We start from the raw sequence: 21,839 nt of genomic DNA, 5'->3' as shown, positions 1-21,839 counted from the left end.
TCAGTCCAGTAAAGAAAGGGTGACAGGCGTCAGGTGATTGTCCTCGACGCGCACTTGCAGTTCGCCTTCGCCCAGCTTGGCTTTCAAACGCTGGCCGGTGTGGGTTTGCGCAGCGTTGCGGATCGCGTGGCCGCGCTCATCCAGCAGAATGCTGTAACCCCGGCCAAGCGTTGCCAGCGGGCTGACCGCGTGCAGTGTCTGCATCTGGCTGTGCAGTTGCAGACGACGGTTTTTCAGGCCTTCGCGCATGGCGCGGGGCAATCGTTCGGCGAGGCTGTCGAGACGCTGGCGCAACATCGCCAGTTGCCGCCCCGGATGTTGCCCGGCGAGGCGGGTTTCCAGGCGAATCAGGCGTTCACGGCGAGTATTGAGATGGCGCTCGAAAGCGCGGCGCATGCGCATGTCCAGATCGTCCAGGCGTTGCGCTTGCTGACGCAGACGTTCGCCGGGATGACGCAGGCGACGGGCCATGCCTTCCAGACGCAGACGGTCACGCATCAAGCGGTCGCGCATGCGCATCACCAAGCGCCGATGCAGGCTTTCGATCTGGCGGATCAAATGGCTGGAATCGGGAGCGAGCAACTCGGCCGCCGCAGAGGGCGTTGGCGCGCGAACGTCGGCAACAAAGTCGCTGATCGACACATCGGTTTCATGGCCAACGGCGCTGACAATCGGCGTCACACACGCATCAACGGCGCGGGCCACGGCTTCTTCGTTGAAGCACCAGAGGTCTTCCAGCGAACCGCCGCCACGGGCGAGGATCAGCGCGTCGAAGCCACGGGCATCGGCCATTTTCAGTGCGCGGACGATTTGCGCGGTGGCTTCGCGGCCTTGCACGGCGGTTGGAATCAACGTCAGTTGCACTTGCGGCGCACGGCGACGGAACACACTGATGATGTCGCGAATCACTGCGCCGGTTGGCGAACTGATGATGCCGATGCGCTGCGGATGTGCCGGCAACGGCACTTTGCGTTCGGCACTGAACAGGCCTTCGGCACTGAGTTTTTCTTTCAGTGCATCGAACGCAAGGCGTAGCGCGCCGTCACCAGCCGGTTCGACGGTGTCGAGAATCAGCTGATAGTCGCCACGACCTTCGAACAGCGAAACCTTGCCACGCACCTTCACCGCCAGGCCGTCCTTCAACGCCTGACGCACACGCGCGGCGTTTTGCCGGAACAACGCGCAACGCACCTGCGCACCACTGTCCTTGAGGGTGAAATAGATGTGGCCGGACGCCGGGCGGGCGAGGTTGGAGATTTCGCCTTCGACCCAGATGTTGCTGAACACGTCTTCGAGCAACACCCGCGCGCGGCCGTTGAGCTGGCTGACGGTCAGGACTTCACGGTCCAGGCCAAGTCTTGCAAAGGGATCTTTAATCATGGGGCGCAGTTTAAAGGCATTTGCCTGCCAATCACCATGACCCAACACAAAACCCCTGTGGGAGCGAGCTTGCTCGCGAAGGCGGCGTGTCAGTCGATATCTGAATCGCCTGTAACGCCGCTTTCGCGAGCAAGCTCGCTCCCACAGGGATTTGTAAAAGTCTGGATGAAGTGTTGAATCAGGGGCGTGGGGTTCTGTCGGTAGGCGAGGGCGATGGTGCTTTGGCAATCGGGATCGGTCAGCGGTACAAAACGCACGCCAGGCGGGGCGATGTCCTGCATCGATTCCGGTAACAGGGCGATGCCGAAGCCGGCCTGAATCAACTGTAACTGCGTGGTCTTGCGCGACATCACCCGCGCCGCTTTCGGGAAGAAGCCCTGGCGCATGCACAGATCGGCACACAGATAGCTCAGGCCACCGCGCTGTGGATGCGGAATCGAGATGAACGCTTCGTCCTTCAGTTGGGCCAGGTCGACACGCTCAGCTTCGGCCAATCGATGATCCATCGGTACCGCCAACAGCAACCGCTCAGTAAACAGCGGTACGAGTTGAATGCCTTCGCGCTGACGAAGCACGGGCAGGCGCAGCAGGCCGATATCGAGGCGTCCCTCGGCCAGCTCTTCCAATTGCGCCTCGGAAGACAACTTGCCGATATCCAGCGATACGCCGGGTTGTTGCCGCAGATAGGCGCCGATATCAGCGAGCAAGCGGCCGCTGATCGACACGGTGCTGGAGTGGCTCAAGCGCAAGGTGCCGAGTTTGCCATTGCCGACTTCGGTGGCCATCGCGCTAGCCTTGGTCAGTTCGTTTAGCAGATTTCGTGCGCGCGGCAGAAACGCTTCCCCCGCCGCAGTGAGCCGGGGCTGGCGTGCAGTGCGCTCGAACAGCGGCGTTTGCAGGCGCGTTTCCATGTCCTTGATCTGCCGGCTCAGCGCCGATTGCGCAATGAACAGGCGTTCAGCCGCCGCACTGAAACTGCCGCAGTCGGCGATTTCGACGAAGTAACGCAATTGGCGGGTGGAAAGCACGAGTCATGCCTTTTCGAGATGAGTAATCGACTTGGAAGATATTAGTCGCAACCCTCGGCGCTGGCTAAAGTCATCTCAGGCTTATTTAAGGAAGCGCATTGATGAGTGTTGCGGGATTGTTGAGTGAGTGGTCGTGGGGCGTCAGTGGTTGGGCGGTGATTGGGTTGGGTATCGCGCTGGCTTACATCGTGTTCGGGATTGCCGGATTTGGCACGGCGCTGGTGGCGGGGCCGATTCTGATTGTGTTCATGCCGTTGTCGAAAATCGTGCCGTTGCTGGTACTCCTGGATTTTGTCGCGGCATTCGGCAATTTGCTGCCGTCGCGGCGGGATGTGGCCAAGCCCGAGTTGCTGCGGCTGCTGCCGTGTATGGCAGTCGGTTGTACGCTGGGGGTGATTTTCCTGCTCAACCTCAAATCCGATGTGTTGCTGTTGTTGATGGGGCTGTTTATCAGCGCCTATGCGATTTACAGCTTGTGGGTGAAAGCGCGGCCAACGCAATTGTCGGCGGGCTGGGCAGTGCCGATGGGGACGGTGGGCGGGTTGTTCGGTGCGCTGTTCGGCAGTGGCGGCTTTCTCTATGCGATTTATCTCAATAGCCGGCTGCCGAAAGACGCGGCGCGGGCCACGCAAAGTGCGTTGATCAGTTGCAGCACGGTGGTGCGTTTGAGCCTGTTTGCCATCGCCGGTGTATATGCCGAGCTACCCTTGTTGATGCTGGCGCTGTGTCTGTTGCCGGCCATGGCGCTGGGGCTGTGGATCGGGCGGCGGCTGACCATGAAGTTGTCGCGCGAAGCGTTTGTGCGACTGGTGACGTGGCTGGTGCTGGCGAGCGGGCTGGCGTTGATCTGGCGTTACCTCAGCACTTGACCGGATTTTGTCAGGGATTAAGCTGCCGGCCGCACTGACGCCATCGCGGGCAAGCCCGCTCCCACAGGTTTCTCTGGTGTACACAACATTTGTGACCGGCCGAGATCCCTGTGGGAGCGGGCTTGCCCGCGATGGCGGCGGAGTGAGCACCGCAGAACTTCCATTTGACGTCGCAGGCTGCACCATGAATTCGCAAAGCATCATCGTCCCGAAAATCTCCACCCTGCCGGTCCACGAACCCCGGGCCCGGGCGATCGTGCGCTGGCTGGTGCGCAAGAACATCATCAAGGAAGAGCTGACGACCTGTGGCCGCACCGGCAACCGCATGGCTTACGCGATTGCCGATGGCGCCCGCGCCGTGGTCCTGCACCCGCAGGCTTTGCCGTTCGGTGAGCCGATCAACGGGCTGGAGATCGTCACCAAGCGCTGCATCTACACGCCGGCCAAGGGCTTTCTCGAAGAAGCCGGTTGCGCCGAGTGCCGTCGCGAGATCGGCGAGGCGCTGTTCGAAAGCCTCGAAGACTGGATGCCCGGACGCACTGACAATTTCACTTGCCCGGAATGCGGTCACGAAGACGACATCAATGGCTTCCTGTATCTGCAGGCGTGCGGGTTTTCCAATCTTGGTTTCATCTTCAATAACTGGCTGGAAGCGGGCTTCAAGCAAAGCTTTATCGATGAGTTTGCCGATTGGCTTGACCAACCTGTCTCTTGGGTCAAGGTGGAGCTGTAGCGCCGGGGATCTCCGTATATCAGCAACATTGATATTAAGCTGAGTTTTACATTGAACAGCAGGGGGTGTCTGACTATAATGGCGCGCTTCCATTTTCCCGCTCGGGAGCCCCCGCGATGCTGCGTATCAGCCAAGAAGCTCTGACATTCGACGACATTCTCCTAGTGCCTGGTTATTCCGAGGTGCTTCCTAACGAAGTCAGTCTCAAGACCCGCCTAACCCGTGGCATCGAGCTGAATATTCCTCTGGTTTCTGCCGCAATGGACACCGTCACTGAAGCCCGTCTGGCAATCGCCATGGCTCAGGAAGGTGGCATCGGCATTATCCACAAGAACATGACCATCGAGCAGCAAGCTGCCGAAGTTCGCAAGGTCAAGCGTTACGAAGCCGGTGTAGTCAAGGATCCGATCACCATCGAGGCTGATGCCACGGTGCGTGAACTGTTCGAACTGACCCGTCTGCACAACATTTCCGGCGTTCCGGTCCTGCACGATGGCGACCTGGTCGGCATCGTCACTTCCCGTGACGTGCGTTTCGAAAACCGTCTGGAAGCCACTGTCCGTGAAGTGATGACGCCTAAAGAGCGTCTGGTCACGGTCAAGGAAGGCGCCGACAAGAACGACGTTCGCGAGTTGCTGCACAAAAACCGCATCGAACGCGTTCTGATCGTTGACGACAAATTCGCCCTCAAAGGCATGATGACCGTCAACGACATCGAAAAAGCCAAAGCCTACCCGCTGGCCAGCAAGGACGATCAAGGTCGTCTGCGCGTGGGCGCTGCTGTCGGTACCGGTAAAGACACCGGTGACCGCGTCGCCGCTCTGGTCAATGCCGGTGTGGACGTGGTGGTGGTCGACACCGCACACGGTCACTCCAAAGGCGTGATCGACCGCGTTCGTTGGGTCAAACAGAACTTCCCTGAAGTGCAGGTGATTGGCGGCAACATCGCCACCGGCGCCGCTGCCAAGGCGCTGGCCGAAGCAGGCGCTGACGCCGTCAAGGTCGGTATCGGCCCTGGCTCGATCTGCACCACCCGTATCGTCGCCGGTGTCGGCGTCCCGCAAATCAGTGCCATCGCCAACGTCGCCGCTGCCCTCGAAGGCACCGGCGTTCCGTTGATCGCCGACGGCGGCATCCGTTTCTCCGGTGACCTGTCCAAGGCCATCGTTGCCGGTGCTTCCTGCGTGATGATGGGCTCGATGTTCGCCGGTACTGAAGAAGCGCCGGGCGAAATCGAACTGTTCCAGGGTCGTTCGTACAAGGCTTATCGCGGCATGGGTTCGCTGGGCGCCATGTCCCAGGCTCAAGGCTCCTCCGACCGTTACTTCCAGGACTCCTCGGCAGGCGCCGAGAAACTCGTTCCGGAAGGCATCGAAGGCCGTGTGCCTTACAAAGGCACCCTGAGCGCGATTATTCACCAACTGATGGGCGGCCTGCGTTCCTCGATGGGCTACACCGGTAGCGCCAACATCGAAGAAATGCGCACCAAGCCTGAGTTCGTGCGGATCACCGGTGCCGGCATGGCCGAATCCCACGTTCACGACGTGCAGATCACCAAAGAAGCGCCAAACTACCGCGTAGGTTGAGCCTTCAAGCAATAAAGTAAGCAACCGGGGCTGTTTGATTCAGCCCCGAGTTGTTTCTGAATCACGACTGTTTCTGAATGACTTAGACGAGACTGAATCATGGCCCTCGATATTCACGCTCACCGCATCCTGATCCTCGACTTCGGTTCGCAATACACCCAACTGATTGCCCGCCGCGTGCGCGAGATCGGTGTGTACTGCGAACTGCACCCGTTCGACATGGACGAAGATGCGATCCGCGAATTCGCGCCTAAAGGCGTAATTCTCGCCGGCGGCCCCGAGTCCGTGCACGTCGCCGACAGCCCGCGTTGCCCACAGGCAGTGTTCGATCTGGGCGTACCGGTCTTCGGTATCTGCTACGGCATGCAGACCATGGCCGAGCAACTGGGCGGCAAGGTTGAAGGTTCCGAACTGCGTGAGTTCGGTTACGCCCGCGTTGACGTGGTCGGCAAGAGCCGCCTGCTCGACGGCATCGAAGACCACATCGACGCTGACGGCCTGTTCGGCCTCGACGTATGGATGAGCCACGGTGACAAAGTCACCAGGATGCCGGAAGACTTCCATATCCTCGCCAGCACCCCGAGCTGCCCGATTGCCGGTATGTTCAACGACGACCGTGGCTACTACGGCGTGCAGTTCCACCCGGAAGTGACCCACACCAAACAGGGCGGTCGCATCCTGTCGCGCTTCGTTCTCGACATCTGCGGCTGTGAAGCCCTGTGGACGCCGTCGAAGATCGCTGAAGACGCCATCGCCAACATCCGCGCACAAGTCGGCACCGACAACGTGCTGCTGGGTCTGTCCGGCGGCGTTGACTCCTCGGTCGTTGCCGCGCTGCTGCACAAAGCCATCGGCGACCAACTGACCTGCGTCTTCGTCGACAACGGCCTGCTGCGTCTGCACGAAGGCGAGCAAGTGATGGCCATGTTCGCCGAGAACATGGGCGTCAAAGTGATCCGCGCCAACGCTGAAGATCAGTTCCTCAACAACCTGGCCGGTGAAGCCGACCCGGAGAAGAAGCGCAAGATCATCGGTCGCACCTTTATCGACGTCTTCGATGCCCAGTCCAATAAACTGGACAACATCAAATACCTCGCTCAGGGCACCATCTACCCGGACGTGATCGAGTCGGCTGGCGCGAAAAGCGGCAAGGCTCATGTGATCAAGTCGCACCACAACGTGGGCGGCCTGCCGGAAGAGATGAACCTGAAACTGGTCGAGCCACTGCGCGAACTGTTCAAGGACGAAGTCCGTCGTCTGGGCCTGGAACTGGGCCTGCCGTACGACATGGTCTACCGTCACCCGTTCCCGGGCCCGGGCCTGGGCGTGCGCATCCTCGGTGAAGTGAAAAAGGAATACGCCGACCTGCTGCGTCGTGCCGACCACATCTTCATCGAAGAACTGCGCAAAGCCGACTGGTACCACAAAGTCAGCCAGGCTTTCGTCGTGTTCCAGCCAGTGAAGTCGGTTGGCGTGGTGGGCGATGGCCGTCGTTACGCCTGGGTGGTTGCCCTGCGTGCCGTAGAAACCATCGACTTCATGACCGCGCGTTGGGCTCACCTGCCTTACGAACTGCTGGAAACCGTCTCCGGCCGCATCATCAATGAAATCGAAGGCATCTCTCGCGTCACCTACGACGTGTCGAGCAAGCCGCCGGCGACCATTGAGTGGGAGTGATCCCGCTGCCAGTTGCTTAACGAAAAACCCTTGGCCTGAAGCCAAGGGTTTTTTCGTTTCATGCCCTGAAAACAGTTAGCTGGGCAAGCGACTTTGCAGGGTCAAGCCGATCTCTATCAGGCGCTGGGATAACGCGCCGATGTCACGGAACATAATGCCGCTGATCCGCGGCATCGACTGTGCCCAGATGTAAACCTGACCATCCCTTCTGCAATTCACCACTGTTCGCACAATATTGCTGGAGCTGTCGCGCCGCAGGAGCGTGTAGGCATTCTGGGTTTTTTCGAACATGAACATGCCGTTGCGATTCAGCAGTGTATTCACCGTTGCTTCAGTCCACTGCGGCACAGGTGTTTCGATCTGCACGCGCAGATCCGCGAATAGAAAGTCGGATGAGTTGCGCGTCGTTGCCCCGTTATCAAACGGGCCCCGAGCGACTTCCAGACCCGGGTCAATTCCGATGCCGGCCACTTCGGTGGACACCGCTTCTTCGATCCGCAAACCGATGGCGCCCCTGAGTTCGCTGATGCCTGGCAGATTTCTGAAGGTATTGGTGTTCGTTGCCTCGACCAGGGCAACCCATTTACCTGGTCTGTTGAGGAGCTCGTCACCCCACATGATTTGCGAGGCGAGCCGGGCGTGGATCATCTGCTCTTCGATCGAAGTCAGCGGTACCTTCAGTTTGTAACTGTGCGCGAGTTCAAGACCTTGGGTGCGGATGCCATTGGCCTGGGCCGTCTTGATCAGTTCGAGGATGTTGAATCGGTCATCAGGGTCGGTACCGAGGCTGGACAAGTAGCCTCGAAGATCCTCTGACATCTCTCCCGACAGGTAAAAGTCGTTGAGATCTGCCTGGGCAAAATCACTCAGCAAGCCCCGTACGTAGAGTGTGTCGATATGCCGTGCGAACGCCGGCATGTTGTCGATCATGAAACGCATGCTGGCGATGCGATCAAGGGTTTCGCCGACGACCAGCCCATCGGTATTGGCGAAGATGCGATCAATCAACTCAGCCGTCTGCATCTCGGGATCGATTGGCGGGATGACTGGCCGGGGGGGCAGGTTGGTCCAGTTCAGCTCTGAGTAATACTCTTTGGCCTCGTTCATCAGAGACGTGCGTCTGTCGCGGAAATAGGCCGCATACGTGTCGGCAGTTGATGGTTTACTGCGGTTTGCACTGGAGAGTTCTGCGAAAGTCTCGGGCAGATTCATAGCCCACCTTTTCATTTTCGCCATGTCCATTCCGGCGATGTCGTTGAGTTGTGTAATCAGACGCAGCGGTCGCGCAACCGGTGAAACCGGTTCGACGAGGGGAAGCTCCGCTGACGGGGTTGATGACGCCGGGGCCGAGGACGGGGCGGGGTCCAGGAAGCAGGCCTTGCCCACGCATTGGCCGCCTCCCCTGAGACGCAGCGCGGGTATGCGTTCCCACTTGCCGCTGCTACTGAAGCGTACTGGCAACGAGTACGCAAACTGATTGGGTCGCTCGGGATCGACGATGGCCCAGTTGCCAGCGTCTTCGGAGTCGGCAAAGTAGCGCACGTAGTACGCCGCATCCTCCATTTCGATGGCGTAGCCTGGCTCCTTGTCCAAGCGATAGACGCCCTCATATTTGCCTGGCGCTGCCTCTACAGGACGGTGGGCAAGTAACTCGTTGCATCGATATTTGCCAGGAATACTTGGAAAGGACGAACCTTGGCCCGCTGTAGCCGTGGCCAACTGCCGGGTGGATGCGATGGGCGTCTCGGTGGGGATTTCGTTTGCCAGCTCAACGGACGCTTCAGGATCAACCGCCGTGACTGGCGGTTGATCCTGAAGCGGCAAGAACTGCGCGTCAGGCGAAGTGAACTCGATCAACCCGCGCATTTCTTCAGCTTCGGCAAACTCCACCTGCGGGCCCACTTCAAGTTGCGCGCCAGTGCTGATCAGAAACGGAATGTTGAAGACAATGTCGATCGCATTGAGCACCGCGCCGGTGACCCCGGCTTTGCGTTCGGTTGGCGTAGTGCCGTTGATGGCCTGATCGATGTTCAATCCCATGTTCGCGATGCTGGCGCCAATCAAAGGCAACGCCACAGGCCAGCCCACCGCTGCCATCGGTCCGAATACTTTCAGACCGGCACTCAAATAACCGATCCAGAGTTTTTTGCGCAGGTCACTGTTGGACGTGAGCACCAGGTTCGCTTCGGCAACCATCCGCCTGCGTGTCGACTCGCTCAACCAAGTGAATGCGTCACCGCTGATCGCGACGTTGCTGCGATTGATCATTCGGTGATCGCTGTGGCCCCAGGTGCTCACCAGGCGGTTCATCAGATCGGTGAGGTTTTCGGTCAGGTGATGGCGGTCAGCCAACGGGAAATGCTTGAGAAACGCCGTACGCTTGTCGTCTGAATTCATCTGCTCAAGCAGCCACCAATGCAGATCCGCTTCATTGTCCATCAAGAGGAATGCCTGGGCTTCGCCCGGCAAGTACAAAGTCTGGCGGCCACTGCCTTCCACCAGACGCAGCACATTGGAAGCTACGTGGCCGTCGAGATCCAGCGCTCGCACTTCAGCACCGACCGGGTGTAACGCTTGCAGCATTTGCAGGGTAACGGGCCAGGTGACGGCCCCGATTACCGAGCCGACAATGCGCTGAAAATCAGTGCCATCAAGGTCCCCCTGTTGCAGCGCCTGCACCGCCAGACTGAGAAAGTTGCACTTTGCCAGGGCGCGGAAGTTATCCGACGAGGTTTGCCAGAATGTCGTCAGCTGACCTGTGTAGCGCGTACTGAAGTCGACGTCCCAGAATGCGTTCAGCACATCGCTGCCAAGCAACCGCACTTCATTGCGCTGATTGAAGTTTTCCGCCTCCGGGCCATCCGAGTAGAAGCCACAGTAAAGGCCAAGCAGATCTGCGTTGTCCTGATCGGTCGCGCGAAAGCGATGGATTACCAACTGCGTGAGGGTCAGCGTTTCGTAAGGTTTTTCCAGCGAATGTTCCCAACCCGTGAAGGTCAGCGTACTGCTCTGCGCCGTTTTGAAACGGTGGAAATAAACCCGGTCGGGATCGAGGTCGGACAGTCCTTTGTCCGCCAGGATTTCGTTGGCGACTTGACGGGCTGCGTCGTCCAGACTCGGGCAGGTCTGCACGATAGTCGTGGCAATGGCTTTGAGGGCGGTTTTGTCCGCCGCGTTTGGCAGGAGACGTCGTTCGGGAGAGGTCATGGGTTCTTCATCCTTGAGAAACAAAGACCGAGCATGACCGATTCGCTCAAGGGCAGTGCAGTAGCCGGCTACCGCAGATTGCCCCTATTGAGCCTCTTTCTGATCGCCACTTCCTGGTGAAACAATTTCGTGTATCTCTTTTGGCCATAATGGCGTGAAGTGATTTTGGTTATGTGAGATCCATACTATTCGGCCTTGCTGACCCAGGAGGGGATGGGAGATCAGTTGGCCGTTATCCAATTTTTGGATCACCCGGATCCGGAGGCCCAGGTCGTTTGCCAATTGTTGTCCCGCCCCCCCATAAATATCGATCATATTCCCGTCCGCGGCATGACCAACGCTCACCAGTCCCTGGCGCATGGTGGCGACCGCTTGCTCATTTTCGACGCGTGTATTGTGGAACAGCTGGTACAGGGTCGATAAAAGACAGTTGTTACCCTCTCCCGACGCCGTGCCTTCATCAAAACCCTCTAGGGTCTCCCTCTGCACCTTATCTATGCTCGGCACCTTCGCGCTCGGTCGTTCAAATTCCTGGGTCGCTTTGGGTTGGGCAGGCGCGAAGAAGCGGGTTTGGTACGCAAGCGTCCGGCTGTCTAACCAAGGCTTCGAGGTGGCTTTCCCATTGATTGGCTGGTAACTGAAAGCGTATTCCCACTCTTTGCGGTGGCCGGAAGTTTGTAGGGTTGCGCCGCGAAAGGTGTACTTCAGATCGGCGGAATTTTTGTTGTACACGCCGATGAGACGGGTTAGGTGGCGCACATCCGATATGTAGGTGGCAAGATGAATCGGGTTGTCGAAAATATTGATACCAGCGTCTTCCATTTGTTCGTACGTGAAAATGGCAGTGGGCTCTTTCCATGCCAGCGCAGGCCTTGTTTCTTCCTGCCGCAATTCGGGTGTCATATTTTCGTGCGCGCAAAATTTATCGATGCGCAGCCAGCCGTTGTCAGTCAGCACTTCGATATCTGCGGGCGGGATTGAGGCTGTGGTATTGAGTGCTTTGCCATCCATGAAGTCATAGTCGGATTTTTCTACGACCTCTTCACTCATCCGAAAACGCAACATTACTGGTCGCAATCCGGCTGGAGCGCCGGAAATCATCTGCCGCCGATCGGCAAATTGGTTGATGTAGGTCCGGAACACCCCGGGGCACAAACCGTACGCTATGACATTGGTCGACGTTTGGATCGACCCATTCAGTTGACTGGCTGTACTCATTGCAACGCTGCCACGGTCGGAAGCACCGGCTTTGGGGCTCAGGCCCGCCTGGGCAATTCCAGCCAGGTTGTCCGCCTTGGTCAGGTGATATCCATATTTCCTTGCCCAATATTCAGCACACGGGTAGTCCGATCTTACGCAGACGCGATTTGCGTCCAGTGTGAACATCTGCAGATGCTCAGTCTGTATGAAGGCGTGGGTTGTCTTTGCAATAGCGTGGATGGCATCGTCCGTCACGGCGTTTTCAACAGATGCAAGCAGACGAATCGCCTCAATATTGGTGGTGGCGTTGTCGATTGTTTGCATCAGCTCATCGAGCTCCTGGACGATCCAGTCCTTCATTCTCTTGTGAAAGATGCCGAATTTGCGCGCCCTTTCCATTTCATCGGCGTCGCGGAAACAGTAGAGCGGAGCCGAGCAGGGCGCGACGGTAGCGACGATCTTTTTACTGCCGCACTGTTCGGTCGGGTGCTTGTGTTGTTTTTTCGGTGGCATCGGTGTTATCCGGCTAGCTGTGCGGAGAGAACGTCGTCAAACCAAGTGAGCGCGGCGTCCTGCAGAGCAGCAGGGCACAATGCTTTGGATAACCATGGATACAGCGGATCATCGAAGCATCCATGGCCACAAACCAGCATCAGGGTAAGCAGTAGCAAATGAGCGTCGGCGTCGACAATGGACCTGGTACGTGCAGTGTTGAGCATGGCTCGAATCAGTACATTGAGGTTGCTTGTGCCCACATAGGCGACCTTCTCCGGCCACACGTGCCGAATCGCTGTACTCAGGCATGACGTGCCCTGCTCAAGGTCGGTTCCGAAACTCGTCAGCATCTGCATTTGCGCTTGCTTCAATGATGCTCCCAGTCGCGTGCCATCCGGCGGAGGCAGGTGTTTCTGATAATCGACGATAGCCCAATACAGTGCGTCGGCACGCTCCATTTGCGGTTTGCCATTGCGCAAAATCGCTCCAGCCCACGGGTATTGCGGATCTGTATCGAAAGACGATCCGCACAACAAACTCATTTCGATGAACAGGCGCACGGGGCCGCGCGCGCTGAGGCCAAAGTTGCCGGCACGTTCCATCGCTGAACGCACGAACAGCCGCAGCTGGTGTTCTCCCACGTTCTCGCATAATTCGGGATAGTATTGCTGGCTGTTTGCTAGCATCTCGTTCTCGAACGAGGTGAGCATGCGCTGGGAGAAAGCGTCCATCTGTTCTGTACGGAGGATCAGCATCGTGCCCTACCGGTCGAAGTGGAAATATATTTTTAGCGTTGACCAGCGCGCTTCAGACATACATGCGTAGCGTGCGATTCACTAAAAAACAGCAACGATAACTTTATACCTTCACCTACGCCCAAGGGCACTTCCCTTGGGCGCATCTTGATTGTGCAAACTGCACTGGGGAAATATAGCCGGTAGTTGATTGTCAGCGTCTGGAATTGTAGACACATTTCGATGTAGTCAAGCACATTGGTGCGTAAGTCGTCCCTGGTTCGGTAGTGTTCATTGCTGAACCGCTCAGATTTGTGTTTGCGGCGTTCATCTATGATCGGCCATCAGGGATCCGGCTACGCAATATCAGCCCGGTATCGGACAAACGTTGAGACATATCCTTCAGGTTGGCGAACTCGATGTCATTCACCCGCTGCCATGCCGGTCGGTGAAGGGAGACCTTGCCGTCACTCAATCGAATGATCGGAGTGCGCTGGAGCATGCCCTGTTTGCTGCGGTGGATCAGCGTGTAGCTGTCGCCCGCTTTTTCAAACAGATACATGCCACGCCTGTACAAAAGATTCTCCAGCGTATCCTCGGTCCAGGTCACTTCGGGGGCCTGAACTTTCAAACGCAAGTCGGCGCGCAGAAGGTCCGGGTTTCCTTGCCTGACAGTGCCACCGGGGGAGCTGCCGCGTGGGACTTCAATGCCCGGATCGACATCCACCCCCAGCTCTGCACCGGCGCCGACTTCATCGATTCGCAGGCCGATTCCTCCCTTCAACTCACTGAGACCCAGCAGTCCTCTGAAGGTGTTGGTGTTATGAGCATCCGTCACGACGATCCATTTCTGCGGGCTGTTGAGGTAGACGTCACCGGTCATGATGTCGTTTGTCAGATAGGTGCTCATCATCTGTTCGTCGACGGAGGGCAGCGGCGTTCGCATTTTATAGCTCGCGGCGCAGTCGATCGCCTGGACCCGAACCCCGTTCGCTCGCGCAACCTGGACCAGTTCCAGAGGGTTGAATCGACCGCCAGGATCGGTGCCGAGACTGGTCAGATAAGTGCGTAAATCCACGGTCATATTGCCGCTGGTGAAGTAACGGTTCAGTTCAACCTGAGCGAAGTCACTGAGCAGCCCGCGCATGTAGAGGGTTTTCGCGTGGCGGGCGAGCGCCGGCATGCTTTCAATCAGAAAACGCAGGCTGGCGATGCGATCAAGGGTTTCTCCCACCACCAGCCCTGAGGCACTTTCGAAAATCCCATCGACGAGATCGGTCAGTGGCATCAAACGGCTGATTTCGGGCATTGCCGGACGCGCGGGCTGGATGACCCACGGCAGGTTCTTGAAAAAGCCCCGGGCCGAAATCTGCAGGAGTTGGCGCTTAACGGCGGCATACAACTCGAACGGGTCGTCCATGCCAAAACCGCCGGCACCGTCGGGCTGCAACTGGGCATGGGTTTCGTTGAGGTTCAACGCCCAGCTTTTAATCGAACGCCGCACGGGCGGATCGATGTCGTAGGCGCTGGTCACCGGACGCGGGGGCCGCGATGTCGACGGTTGCGGTTCGTCCGCCGGCTCAGCGGGTGTCTCGGGTGATGCAGGTTCGAAGGTGTCGAGTTCGATATCCGGTGCGCATTGCTTCCCTATGCACTGGCCGCCTCCCTTGAGGCCCAGTGCGGGCATTCGCTCCCATTCACCTTCGCCATTGAGGCGGATCGGCAAGGCGTGGACGAGCTGGTTGGGACGCTCGGGGTCAACGATTGCCCAGTCGCCACTGCCGCGAGCGTTGGCGAAGTAGCGCACGTAGTACGGCGCGTCATTCATCAGAACGGCGTAGGGCGGGTCAGCGTCGAGACGGTAGATACCCTGGAACCTCCCGGACTCCTCGCCGAGTGCCGTGCCATCGAGCAGCTCGTTGCATTGATAACGTTCGGGCACCGGTGGCGGTGGGGTGTTCTGCGCTGGAACCAGCATTGTTTCATCAAGATTCGGTACGGTGATGTCGATATCGTCCGGCACCATGATCTGCAGTGGGTTGTCGGCCTCGGCGTCAGAACTCAAGGCTTCGCTGTACTCGGCCATTTCTGCGGCCTCTGCCGCCTCGACCTCGGCGCCAATCTCCAGCATCGGCCCGGTGCCGATCAGCAATGGAAGGTTGAATAACAGGTTGATGCCACTCAAGACCGCACCCAGCACGCCGGCCTTGCGTTCGGCGTTGCTCTTGCCGTTTTGTGCCTGATCGATATTCAGCCCCATGCTCGCAACGGTGGCGCCAATCACCGGCAACGCCAGTGGCCAACCGACCGTGGCCATCGGGCCAAACACCTTGAGACCCGCACTCAGATAGCCGATCCAGAGTTTTTTACGCAGATCGCCATTGGACGTCAGGAACAGGTGAGCTTCTGCGAACATCGCCTGACGTGTCGAGTCGCGCAGCCAACTGAATGCATCATCAGTCAGCACCAGGTTCGTACGATTGATCAGGTGATGGTCGGCCCGGCCCCAGGTGCCCACCAGCCGATTCATCAGATCAGTGATGTTCTCAGTCATGTGCTGACGATCGGCGAGGGAAAAATGATCCATAAAGGCTTGGCGGCGTTTCGCATCATTCATTTGATCCAGCAGCCACCAATGCAGGTCGGCTGCGGTTTCCTTGATCACGAACGCATTGGTTTCAGTGGGTATATAGACAATCTGTCGACCGCCGGGGTCGACGATGCGTAGCAGTTGGGTGGCGACATGCCCGTCAATGTCGAAGGCGCAAACATCCCCCGTTGGCGTGTGACTCGCTTGCAGCGTGCTCAGGGTGATCGGCCAGCTGACAGGCCCCACCACCGAGTTCACCAGCCATTGGAAGTCGCGGCCGGTGAGTTGCCCAAGGTCCAGAGCCTGCACCGCACGGCTGAGGAAATTGCATTTGGCCAATGTGCGGAAATCGTCGGCGTGGCTGTTCCAGAAATCCGTCAGGATCGCGGTGTAGTGCCCGCTGAAATCGAGGTTCCAGAACGCCTTCAAGACTTCATCGCCATGCAGGCGCACCTGGTTTTTTTCGTCGAAATTCTCTCCCTGCGGACCTTCGCTGTAGAAGCCGCCGTACAGATCGAGAAGATCGGCGTTGTCCTGGTCGGTGGCACGGAAACGATGAATCACCAACTGTGTCAGAGTCATCGATTCGTAGGGTTTTTCGCGGATGTGCTCCCAGCCAGTAAACGAGCGAGTGCTGCTCTGGGCGGTCTTGAAGCGATGGAAATAAACCTGGTCCGGGTCGAGGCTCGACAGGCCTTTGGCTTCCAGCAGATCACGGGCTGCTTCACGTGCTGCGTCCTGCAGGCCGGGGCAGTTCTGCACGACGGTATAGGCGATTCGTTTCAGAGCCGCCTTGTCTGCCGCGTTCGGTAGAGGGCTTGGTTGGGTGGCGTACATGCTTTCTCCATCCTTGAGAAATGAAGGCCGAGCATGGCCGATTCGCTCAAGGGGAGTGCACTACATATGTACCGCACATGATCGTTGGAAATGTGCCGGGGTCAGCGCCGTGCCACGTCGGAAAAGTAGAACTTGTCGAGGGTGTGCCGCGATTCGGTGTACTCGAACTGACGACCGTCCTGAAGGAAGGTCTGGTTGCTGACCACGATCACATGGCTCTGCCCGTCGAGGTCCAGGTGCAGTTGATCGTCCTTGCTGCGCGGCACCGCTTCGATGGTGCGTTGGGCGTAGGCAATCTGTAATTGCAGGGTCTGTTCGATATGCGCATAGATCGATTGCTCGGCGATATCGAGGGACAGCCCGGGAATCACTTCGCTGACGAAGTGGTTGATGTCGAGGATGACCCGTTTGCCGTCGATCCGCCGCACGCGCTTGATTCGCGTGATAAGGCTGCCGGGTTCGGCATGGATGTGCTCGAGCAGGGCGCCTTCGAGCGGGATCTCGCTCAGTTCGACCACTTCGGTGCTGACGTCGTTGCCCAGGCGCGGGTAGGTCTCCTGGAAACTGACGATGCCGCCGAGCTGAAACTCGATCGGATTGGTGGAAAGCACGAAGGTGCCTTTACCGTGGACCTTCTGTGCAAAGCCGCGTTCCTGAAGCAGTTCGATCGCCTTGCGCACCGTGCCGCGGCTGGCCTGATAGCTGTCCATCAGTTCGGTTTCGGAAGGCAGGCGGGCGCCGCGCTCCAGGCGCTCAGTCGTGATGCTGGCCAGCAGATCGCTATAGATCTGGTTGTATTTGCTCATGGGTAGGCTCGGTGCCGACTGTGCTCAAAGCTTCGAACCTTAAGGCCAGGGTAGGGCTTTGTCCATGTGGACGATGGAAATCACCCTAAGGCAGGGTAGGAAAATTCGTCTTCGGTCTGGCGGGAATATACATAAACAAACTCGTCTGTACGAGTTGTTGCATTAACTCGTACAGACGAGTATTTTTCGCTTCGGCGTGCTGCCAATAACAACAATCCATAGCGGAAGAACTAGCATGAGCCACGACTATCCGAATATCGCGAGGCAGTTGCTGCAAAGCCTCGGCGGCAGTGACAACCTCGAACAGGCCGCCCATTGCGTCACGCGGTTGCGGCTGGCCCTGAAGGACCCAAGCCTGGTCGACAGCGCCACGCTGAACCAGATCGACCTGGTCAAAGGCTCGTTTTTCACCGGCGGTCTGTATCAGGTGGTGATCGGTCCGGGCGAGGTGGAAAAGGTCTATGCCGAATTGCGTCGCCAGACCGGTCTGGCGGCGTCGACCATCGCTGACGTCAAACAGAAAAGCGCCGAAAAGATCAACGCCATGCAGCGTCTGGTGCGAGTGTTTTCCGATGTGTTCATGCCGATCCTGCCCGCGCTGATCATTGCCGGCCTGCTAATGGGCATCAACAATCTGCTGGGTGCCAAAGGCATGTTCATTGACGGGCAGACCCTGCTCGATGCTTACCCGAAACTCGACGGGCTCTGGAGCCTGATCAATCTGATGGCCAACACCTCGTTCGTGTTTCTGCCTGCACTGGTGGGCTGGTCGGCGGCCAAACGCTTTGGCGGCAGCGAGATCCTCGGCATCGTGCTCGGCCTGATGCTGGTGCACCCCGATCTGCTCAACGCCTGGAACTACGGCAAGGCCGTGGCCGGGCTGGACGGGCAGCATCTGCCGTACTTCGACATTCTCGGGTTGTTCCAGGTGGAAAAGGTCGGTTATCAGGGGCAGATCCTGCCGATTCTGCTGGCCGCCTATGTGATGAGCGTCATCGAAAAATGGCTGCGGGCGCGCGTGCCCAACGCCATTCAATTGCTTGTGGTGCCGATCACCACCATCGTCGTTACGGGCGTGCTGGCGCTGGCGGTGATCGGGCCGGTGACCCGCCACATCGGCATCTTCATTACCGAAGGGCTGGTCATGCTGTTTGATCTGGCACCGATGGTGGGTGGCGCGATTTTCGGTCTGCTCTATGCGCCGCTGGTGATCACCGGGATGCATCACATGTTTCTCGCCGTCGACCTGCAATTGATCTCGACCCAGGGCGGCACCTTCATCTGGCCGATGATCGTCATGTCCAACCTCGCTCAGGGCAGTGCTGCTTTGGCGGTGTTCTGGATGACCCGTAATGCGCGGGACAAGAGCATGGCGTCGACCTCGGCGATTTCCGCCTACTTCGGTATCACCGAGCCGGCGATGTTCGGCGTCAACCTGCGTTACAAGTTTCCGTTCTATGCCGCGCTGACTGGCTCGGCGCTGGGCTGTGTGTTCCTGTCGTTGAACAAGGTTCAGGCCTCGGCCATCGGCGTCGGTGGCCTGCCAGGGTTTATCTCGATTATTCCGCAGTACATCCCGATGTTTGTGCTGGGGATGCTGATTGCCATGCTCGTGCCGTTTGTTCTGACCTGTGCATTGAGCATGAAGATTGTCCGGCCCGGTTATCGGGTTGCCTGACATTATTGAAGGAGTTGTGCCATGCAAGACTGGCAACGTTCGGTGATCTACCAGGTCTATCCGAAGAGCTTTCATAGCCACGCCGGCAACCCGACAGGTGATCTGCTCGGTATTGTCGCCAAGCTCGACTACTTGCAATGGCTAGGTGTCGACTGCTTGTGGATCACGCCATTCCTGCGATCGCCGCAACGCGACAACGGCTATGACATCAGCGATTACTACGCCATCGACCCGAGCTACGGCAGCATGGCCGACTGCGAACTGTTGATCGCCGAAGCGGGCAAGCGCGGAATCAAGCTGATGCTCGACATCGTGGTCAATCACACCTCGATCGAACACGTATGGTTCCAGCAGGCGCGCAGCAGCCTCGACAACCCTTACCGTGACTTCTACATCTGGCGAGATCAGCCGAACAACTGGGAATCCAAGTTTGGCGGTTCCGCCTGGGAGTACGAAGCCCAGACCGGTCAGTATTACCTGCACCTGTTCGACCACACTCAGGCTGACCTGAATTGGGACAATCCCGAGGTACGCGCCGAAGTGTTCCGGATGATGCAGTTCTGGCGGGACAAGGGCGTGGGTGGTTTTCGTCTGGACGTGATCAATCTGATCTCCAAGCCAGAGGACTTTCCCGAAGACAGCAGCGATGGCCGACGCTTTTATACCGATGGGCCGAATGTCCACGCGTACTTGCAGCAGATGCACCGCGAAGTCTTCGAAGGGCACGACCTGATCAATGTCGGCGAGATGTCATCGACCAGCCTCGAACACTGCATTCGCTATTCCAATCCGCAGTCGAAAGAACTGTCGATGACCTTCAACTTTCATCACCTGAAAGTCGATTATCCGAACCTGCAGAAGTGGGTGCGCGCCGACTTCGATTTCCTTCAGCTCAAGAAAATCCTGTCCGACTGGCAGACCGGCATGCAGGCCGGTGGCGGCTGGAACGCGCTGTTCTGGTGTAACCACGATCAACCGCGCGTGGTCTCGCGCTTCGGCAACGACGGCGAGTATCGCGAACGCTCGGCGAAGATGCTCGGCACTGCGCTGCATTTTCTGCAGGGCACGCCGTTCGTGTATCAGGGTGAAGAGTTGGGCATGACCAATCCGGGGTTCGAATCGATCGAGCATTATCGCGATGTCGAGACGCTGAACATCTTTCGCCTCAAGCGCGAAGCCGGCAGCAGTGATGCCGACAACATGGCGGCAATCATGCAGAAATCCCGTGATAACGGCCGCACACCGATGCATTGGGACGCTGGACCGAACGCCGGTTTCAGCAGCGTCGAACCGTGGATCGGAGTGCCGGCCAATGCCGCGCAGATCAACGTCGCCAAGCAGTTCGACGACCCGGACTCGGTGCTGCATCACTATCGCAGTCTGATCGCATTGCGTCGCCGCGAGTCGCTGATCACCGAAGGGTTGTACCGACAATTGCTGCCCGAACATCCGCAGGTCTGGGCGTATGTGCGTGAAGGTGTCGCCGAGCGTTTGTTGGTGGTGAACAACTTCTACGGGACAAGCTGTGAGGTGGAATTGCCTTCGACGGTCATCAGCGAGTCGATGCGCCAGCGCCAGTTGATCAGCAATTATCCGGAAGGTCCGTTGCGCACGTGGCAGGTGACGTTGCGGCCTTACGAGTCATTCGTTCTGCACCTGATCGATCCCTGACCTTTAACTAGAAAAACCAGCTTTTAAAAAACACGCAGAGCACTGCGCGGGGGATTTTTGCGCGCCGAATTCATGCAACCAGACAATAAAAACAATGGGGTGGCTTATGAAAACAACAATAAATCGCAGCCTTGCAGTCGCAGGTTTTTGCCTGGCCTTGCCGCCAACGTCCCAAGCGCTGGAGTTTGCCGGCTACTTGCGCAGCGGTGTCGGCACGTCGGTCAACAGCAGCGGTCAGTCGTGCTTCCAGTTACCCGGCGCCCAGACCAAATATCGCTTGGGTAACGAATGCGAGCAGTACGGTGAGCTGGAGTTGCGTCAAGACCTGTACACCCTCGACGACGGTTCCGTCCTGAGTGTCGATGGCATGGCCTCGCTGTATAACCGCTACGACCGCAGCCCCACGTTCAAAGACGACAATGGTTCGATTCGCTTGCCGCAAGCCTACGCACAGTGGTCGGCGATGCCCGCGCTCAATGGTGGCTCTCTGTGGGCCGGGCGTCGTTACTACAAACGTAACGACATCCATATTTCCGATTTCTATTACTGGAACCAGAGCGCCACCGGTGGCGGGGTCGAAGACGTATTGATCGGCGACCTGAAGTACAGCTACGCCTTTTCGCGCAAGGACAACCTGTACCAGAAGGACTACATCAATCGGCATGACTTCAACGTCGCCGGGTTCAAGACCAACCCTGGCGGTGAGCTGGAGTTCGGTTTGAGCTACATCGACAAACCCGACAGCCGCGATGCTCACCGTGGCTGGGCGATCACCACGCAACATGTGCAAAAGGATTTTCTCGGCGGCAAGAACAAACTGGCGCTGCAATACGGTGAAGGGCCGGGCACTGGGCTGGGTTATACCGGTAACGTCAAACTGGACGACAGCAATAAAAGTTACCGGATCGTCGAGTTTTTCGACTGGCAGGTGACGCCGCGCTTTGGCGGTCAGGTCGAGGCGGTGTATCAGAAAGACATTCGCCCGGACGGTGCCGATCAGAACTGGATCTCGTTGGGAGTGCGGCCTGCCTACGCGCTCAGCGAACACTTCAAACTGGTCACCGAACTGGGTCACGATCAAGTCGAAGCGCCGGGCGGCACGCGCAAGCTGAGCAAGTTCACGTTTGCCCCGACCTGGTCGCCTAAAGGCCCCGAGTTCTGGGCGCGTCCCGAAGTGCGTCTGTATTACACGTACGCCACCTGGAACGAAGCGGCCAAACGTGCGGCCAACCAATTGGCCAAAGGCTCGGCTCTTTCCGATACCGGTGCATTCGGCACCGCTCGCCACGGTGCGAATGTCGGATTGCAGGTCGAATACTGGTGGAAATAAGCGATGCTGATGGAGCGT

General features: G+C 58.2%; 14 protein-coding genes. 7 read left to right on the top strand and 7 right to left on the bottom strand.

Annotation, left to right across the window (positions count from 1 at the left end; translation table 11 throughout):
- A complete protein-coding gene (xseA, locus tag ACIF4X_RS09295; RefSeq protein ID WP_397481885.1) occupies positions 1-1,380 on the bottom strand; it encodes an exodeoxyribonuclease VII large subunit in 1,380 nt (459 codons plus the stop codon).
- 89 nt (positions 1,381-1,469) lie between these two features.
- Positions 1,470-2,408, bottom strand: coding sequence for a LysR family transcriptional regulator (locus ACIF4X_RS09290; RefSeq protein ID WP_397481884.1), 939 nt, complete (start codon positions 2,406-2,408; stop codon positions 1,470-1,472).
- Positions 2,409-2,509: 101 nt separating this feature from the next.
- Between ACIF4X_RS09290 and ACIF4X_RS09285 the strand changes: the two genes are divergently transcribed.
- From ACIF4X_RS09285 to guaA, 4 genes are all read left to right on the top strand, one after another.
- Positions 2,510-3,277, top strand: a complete 768-nt coding sequence (locus tag ACIF4X_RS09285) for a sulfite exporter TauE/SafE family protein (protein WP_397481883.1) — start codon at positions 2,510-2,512, stop codon at positions 3,275-3,277.
- A gap of 184 nt (positions 3,278-3,461) precedes the next feature.
- The gene (locus ACIF4X_RS09280) at positions 3,462-4,010 is read left to right on the top strand and encodes a sugar ABC transporter ATPase (protein ID WP_397481882.1); all 549 of its coding nucleotides are present in this window, start codon (positions 3,462-3,464) and stop codon (positions 4,008-4,010) included.
- Between the two features lie 116 nt (positions 4,011-4,126).
- The gene (guaB, locus tag ACIF4X_RS09275) at positions 4,127-5,596 is read left to right on the top strand and encodes an IMP dehydrogenase (protein ID WP_064118939.1); all 1,470 of its coding nucleotides are present in this window, start codon (positions 4,127-4,129) and stop codon (positions 5,594-5,596) included.
- Between the two features lie 99 nt (positions 5,597-5,695).
- Positions 5,696-7,273, top strand: a complete 1,578-nt coding sequence (guaA, locus tag ACIF4X_RS09270; protein WP_397481881.1) for a glutamine-hydrolyzing GMP synthase — start codon at positions 5,696-5,698, stop codon at positions 7,271-7,273.
- Positions 7,274-7,348: 75 nt separating this feature from the next.
- Here guaA and ACIF4X_RS09265 read toward each other — a convergent pair whose 3' ends face one another.
- The 5 genes from ACIF4X_RS09265 to treR all read right to left on the bottom strand — a co-directional run bounded on the left by ACIF4X_RS09265 (position 7,349) and on the right by treR (position 17,142).
- Entirely contained in the window at positions 7,349-10,480 is a 3,132-nt protein-coding gene (locus ACIF4X_RS09265) for a membrane-targeted effector domain-containing toxin (protein ID WP_397481880.1), read from the bottom strand.
- Positions 10,481-10,564: 84 nt separating this feature from the next.
- Positions 10,565-12,193, bottom strand: a complete 1,629-nt coding sequence (locus ACIF4X_RS09260; RefSeq protein ID WP_397481879.1) for a hypothetical protein — start codon at positions 12,191-12,193, stop codon at positions 10,565-10,567.
- Between the two features lie 5 nt (positions 12,194-12,198).
- The gene (locus ACIF4X_RS09255) at positions 12,199-12,930 is read right to left on the bottom strand and encodes a hypothetical protein (protein ID WP_397481878.1); all 732 of its coding nucleotides are present in this window, start codon (positions 12,928-12,930) and stop codon (positions 12,199-12,201) included.
- Between the two features lie 310 nt (positions 12,931-13,240).
- Positions 13,241-16,336 carry a membrane-targeted effector domain-containing toxin gene (locus ACIF4X_RS09250; protein ID WP_397481877.1) on the bottom strand — a complete coding sequence of 1,032 codons (3,096 nt, stop codon included), beginning with the start codon at positions 16,334-16,336 and terminating at the stop codon, positions 13,241-13,243.
- 101 nt (positions 16,337-16,437) lie between these two features.
- Complete coding sequence (gene treR, locus ACIF4X_RS09245; RefSeq protein ID WP_397481876.1) at positions 16,438-17,142, bottom strand: trehalose operon repressor; 705 nt, start codon at positions 17,140-17,142, stop codon at positions 16,438-16,440.
- A gap of 235 nt (positions 17,143-17,377) precedes the next feature.
- On the opposite strand from treR, the gene treP reads away from it, so the two are divergent.
- The 3 genes from treP (at position 17,378) to ACIF4X_RS09230 (ending at position 21,821) form a co-directional block, all read left to right on the top strand.
- The gene (gene treP / locus ACIF4X_RS09240) at positions 17,378-18,820 is read left to right on the top strand and encodes a PTS system trehalose-specific EIIBC component (RefSeq protein ID WP_397481875.1); all 1,443 of its coding nucleotides are present in this window, start codon (positions 17,378-17,380) and stop codon (positions 18,818-18,820) included.
- 21 nt (positions 18,821-18,841) lie between these two features.
- The gene (gene treC / locus ACIF4X_RS09235) at positions 18,842-20,491 is read left to right on the top strand and encodes an alpha,alpha-phosphotrehalase (protein WP_397481874.1); all 1,650 of its coding nucleotides are present in this window, start codon (positions 18,842-18,844) and stop codon (positions 20,489-20,491) included.
- 106 nt (positions 20,492-20,597) lie between these two features.
- Positions 20,598-21,821, top strand: coding sequence for a maltoporin (locus tag ACIF4X_RS09230; protein WP_397481873.1), 1,224 nt, complete (start codon positions 20,598-20,600; stop codon positions 21,819-21,821).
- The last annotated feature ends 18 nt before the right edge of the window (positions 21,822-21,839 follow it).

The sequence above is a fragment of the Pseudomonas sp. NPDC085632 genome (assembly GCF_044541255.1).
Lineage (GTDB): Bacteria > Pseudomonadota > Gammaproteobacteria > Pseudomonadales > Pseudomonadaceae > Aquipseudomonas.
This window is presented reverse-complemented; position numbering and strand designations above follow the sequence as displayed.

What these genes read in the sequence shown, in the direction of transcription:
- xseA (WP_397481885.1), bottom strand. Translation starts at nt 1,380, where the DNA reads ATGATTAAAGATCCCTTTGCAAGACTTGGCCTGGACCGTGAAGTCCTG.
- ACIF4X_RS09285 (WP_397481883.1), top strand. Translation starts at nt 2,510, where the DNA reads ATGAGTGTTGCGGGATTGTTGAGTGAGTGGTCGTGGGGCGTCAGTGGT.
- ACIF4X_RS09280 (WP_397481882.1), top strand. Translation starts at nt 3,462, where the DNA reads ATGAATTCGCAAAGCATCATCGTCCCGAAAATCTCCACCCTGCCGGTC.
- guaB (WP_064118939.1), top strand. Translation starts at nt 4,127, where the DNA reads ATGCTGCGTATCAGCCAAGAAGCTCTGACATTCGACGACATTCTCCTA.
- guaA (WP_397481881.1), top strand. Translation starts at nt 5,696, where the DNA reads ATGGCCCTCGATATTCACGCTCACCGCATCCTGATCCTCGACTTCGGT.
- ACIF4X_RS09265 (WP_397481880.1), bottom strand. Translation starts at nt 10,480, where the DNA reads ATGACCTCTCCCGAACGACGTCTCCTGCCAAACGCGGCGGACAAAACC.
- ACIF4X_RS09260 (WP_397481879.1), bottom strand. Translation starts at nt 12,193, where the DNA reads ATGCCACCGAAAAAACAACACAAGCACCCGACCGAACAGTGCGGCAGT.
- ACIF4X_RS09255 (WP_397481878.1), bottom strand. Translation starts at nt 12,930, where the DNA reads ATGCTGATCCTCCGTACAGAACAGATGGACGCTTTCTCCCAGCGCATG.
- ACIF4X_RS09250 (WP_397481877.1), bottom strand. Translation starts at nt 16,336, where the DNA reads ATGTACGCCACCCAACCAAGCCCTCTACCGAACGCGGCAGACAAGGCG.
- treR (WP_397481876.1), bottom strand. Translation starts at nt 17,142, where the DNA reads ATGAGCAAATACAACCAGATCTATAGCGATCTGCTGGCCAGCATCACG.
- treP (WP_397481875.1), top strand. Translation starts at nt 17,378, where the DNA reads ATGAGCCACGACTATCCGAATATCGCGAGGCAGTTGCTGCAAAGCCTC.
- treC (WP_397481874.1), top strand. Translation starts at nt 18,842, where the DNA reads ATGCAAGACTGGCAACGTTCGGTGATCTACCAGGTCTATCCGAAGAGC.
- ACIF4X_RS09230 (WP_397481873.1), top strand. Translation starts at nt 20,598, where the DNA reads ATGAAAACAACAATAAATCGCAGCCTTGCAGTCGCAGGTTTTTGCCTG.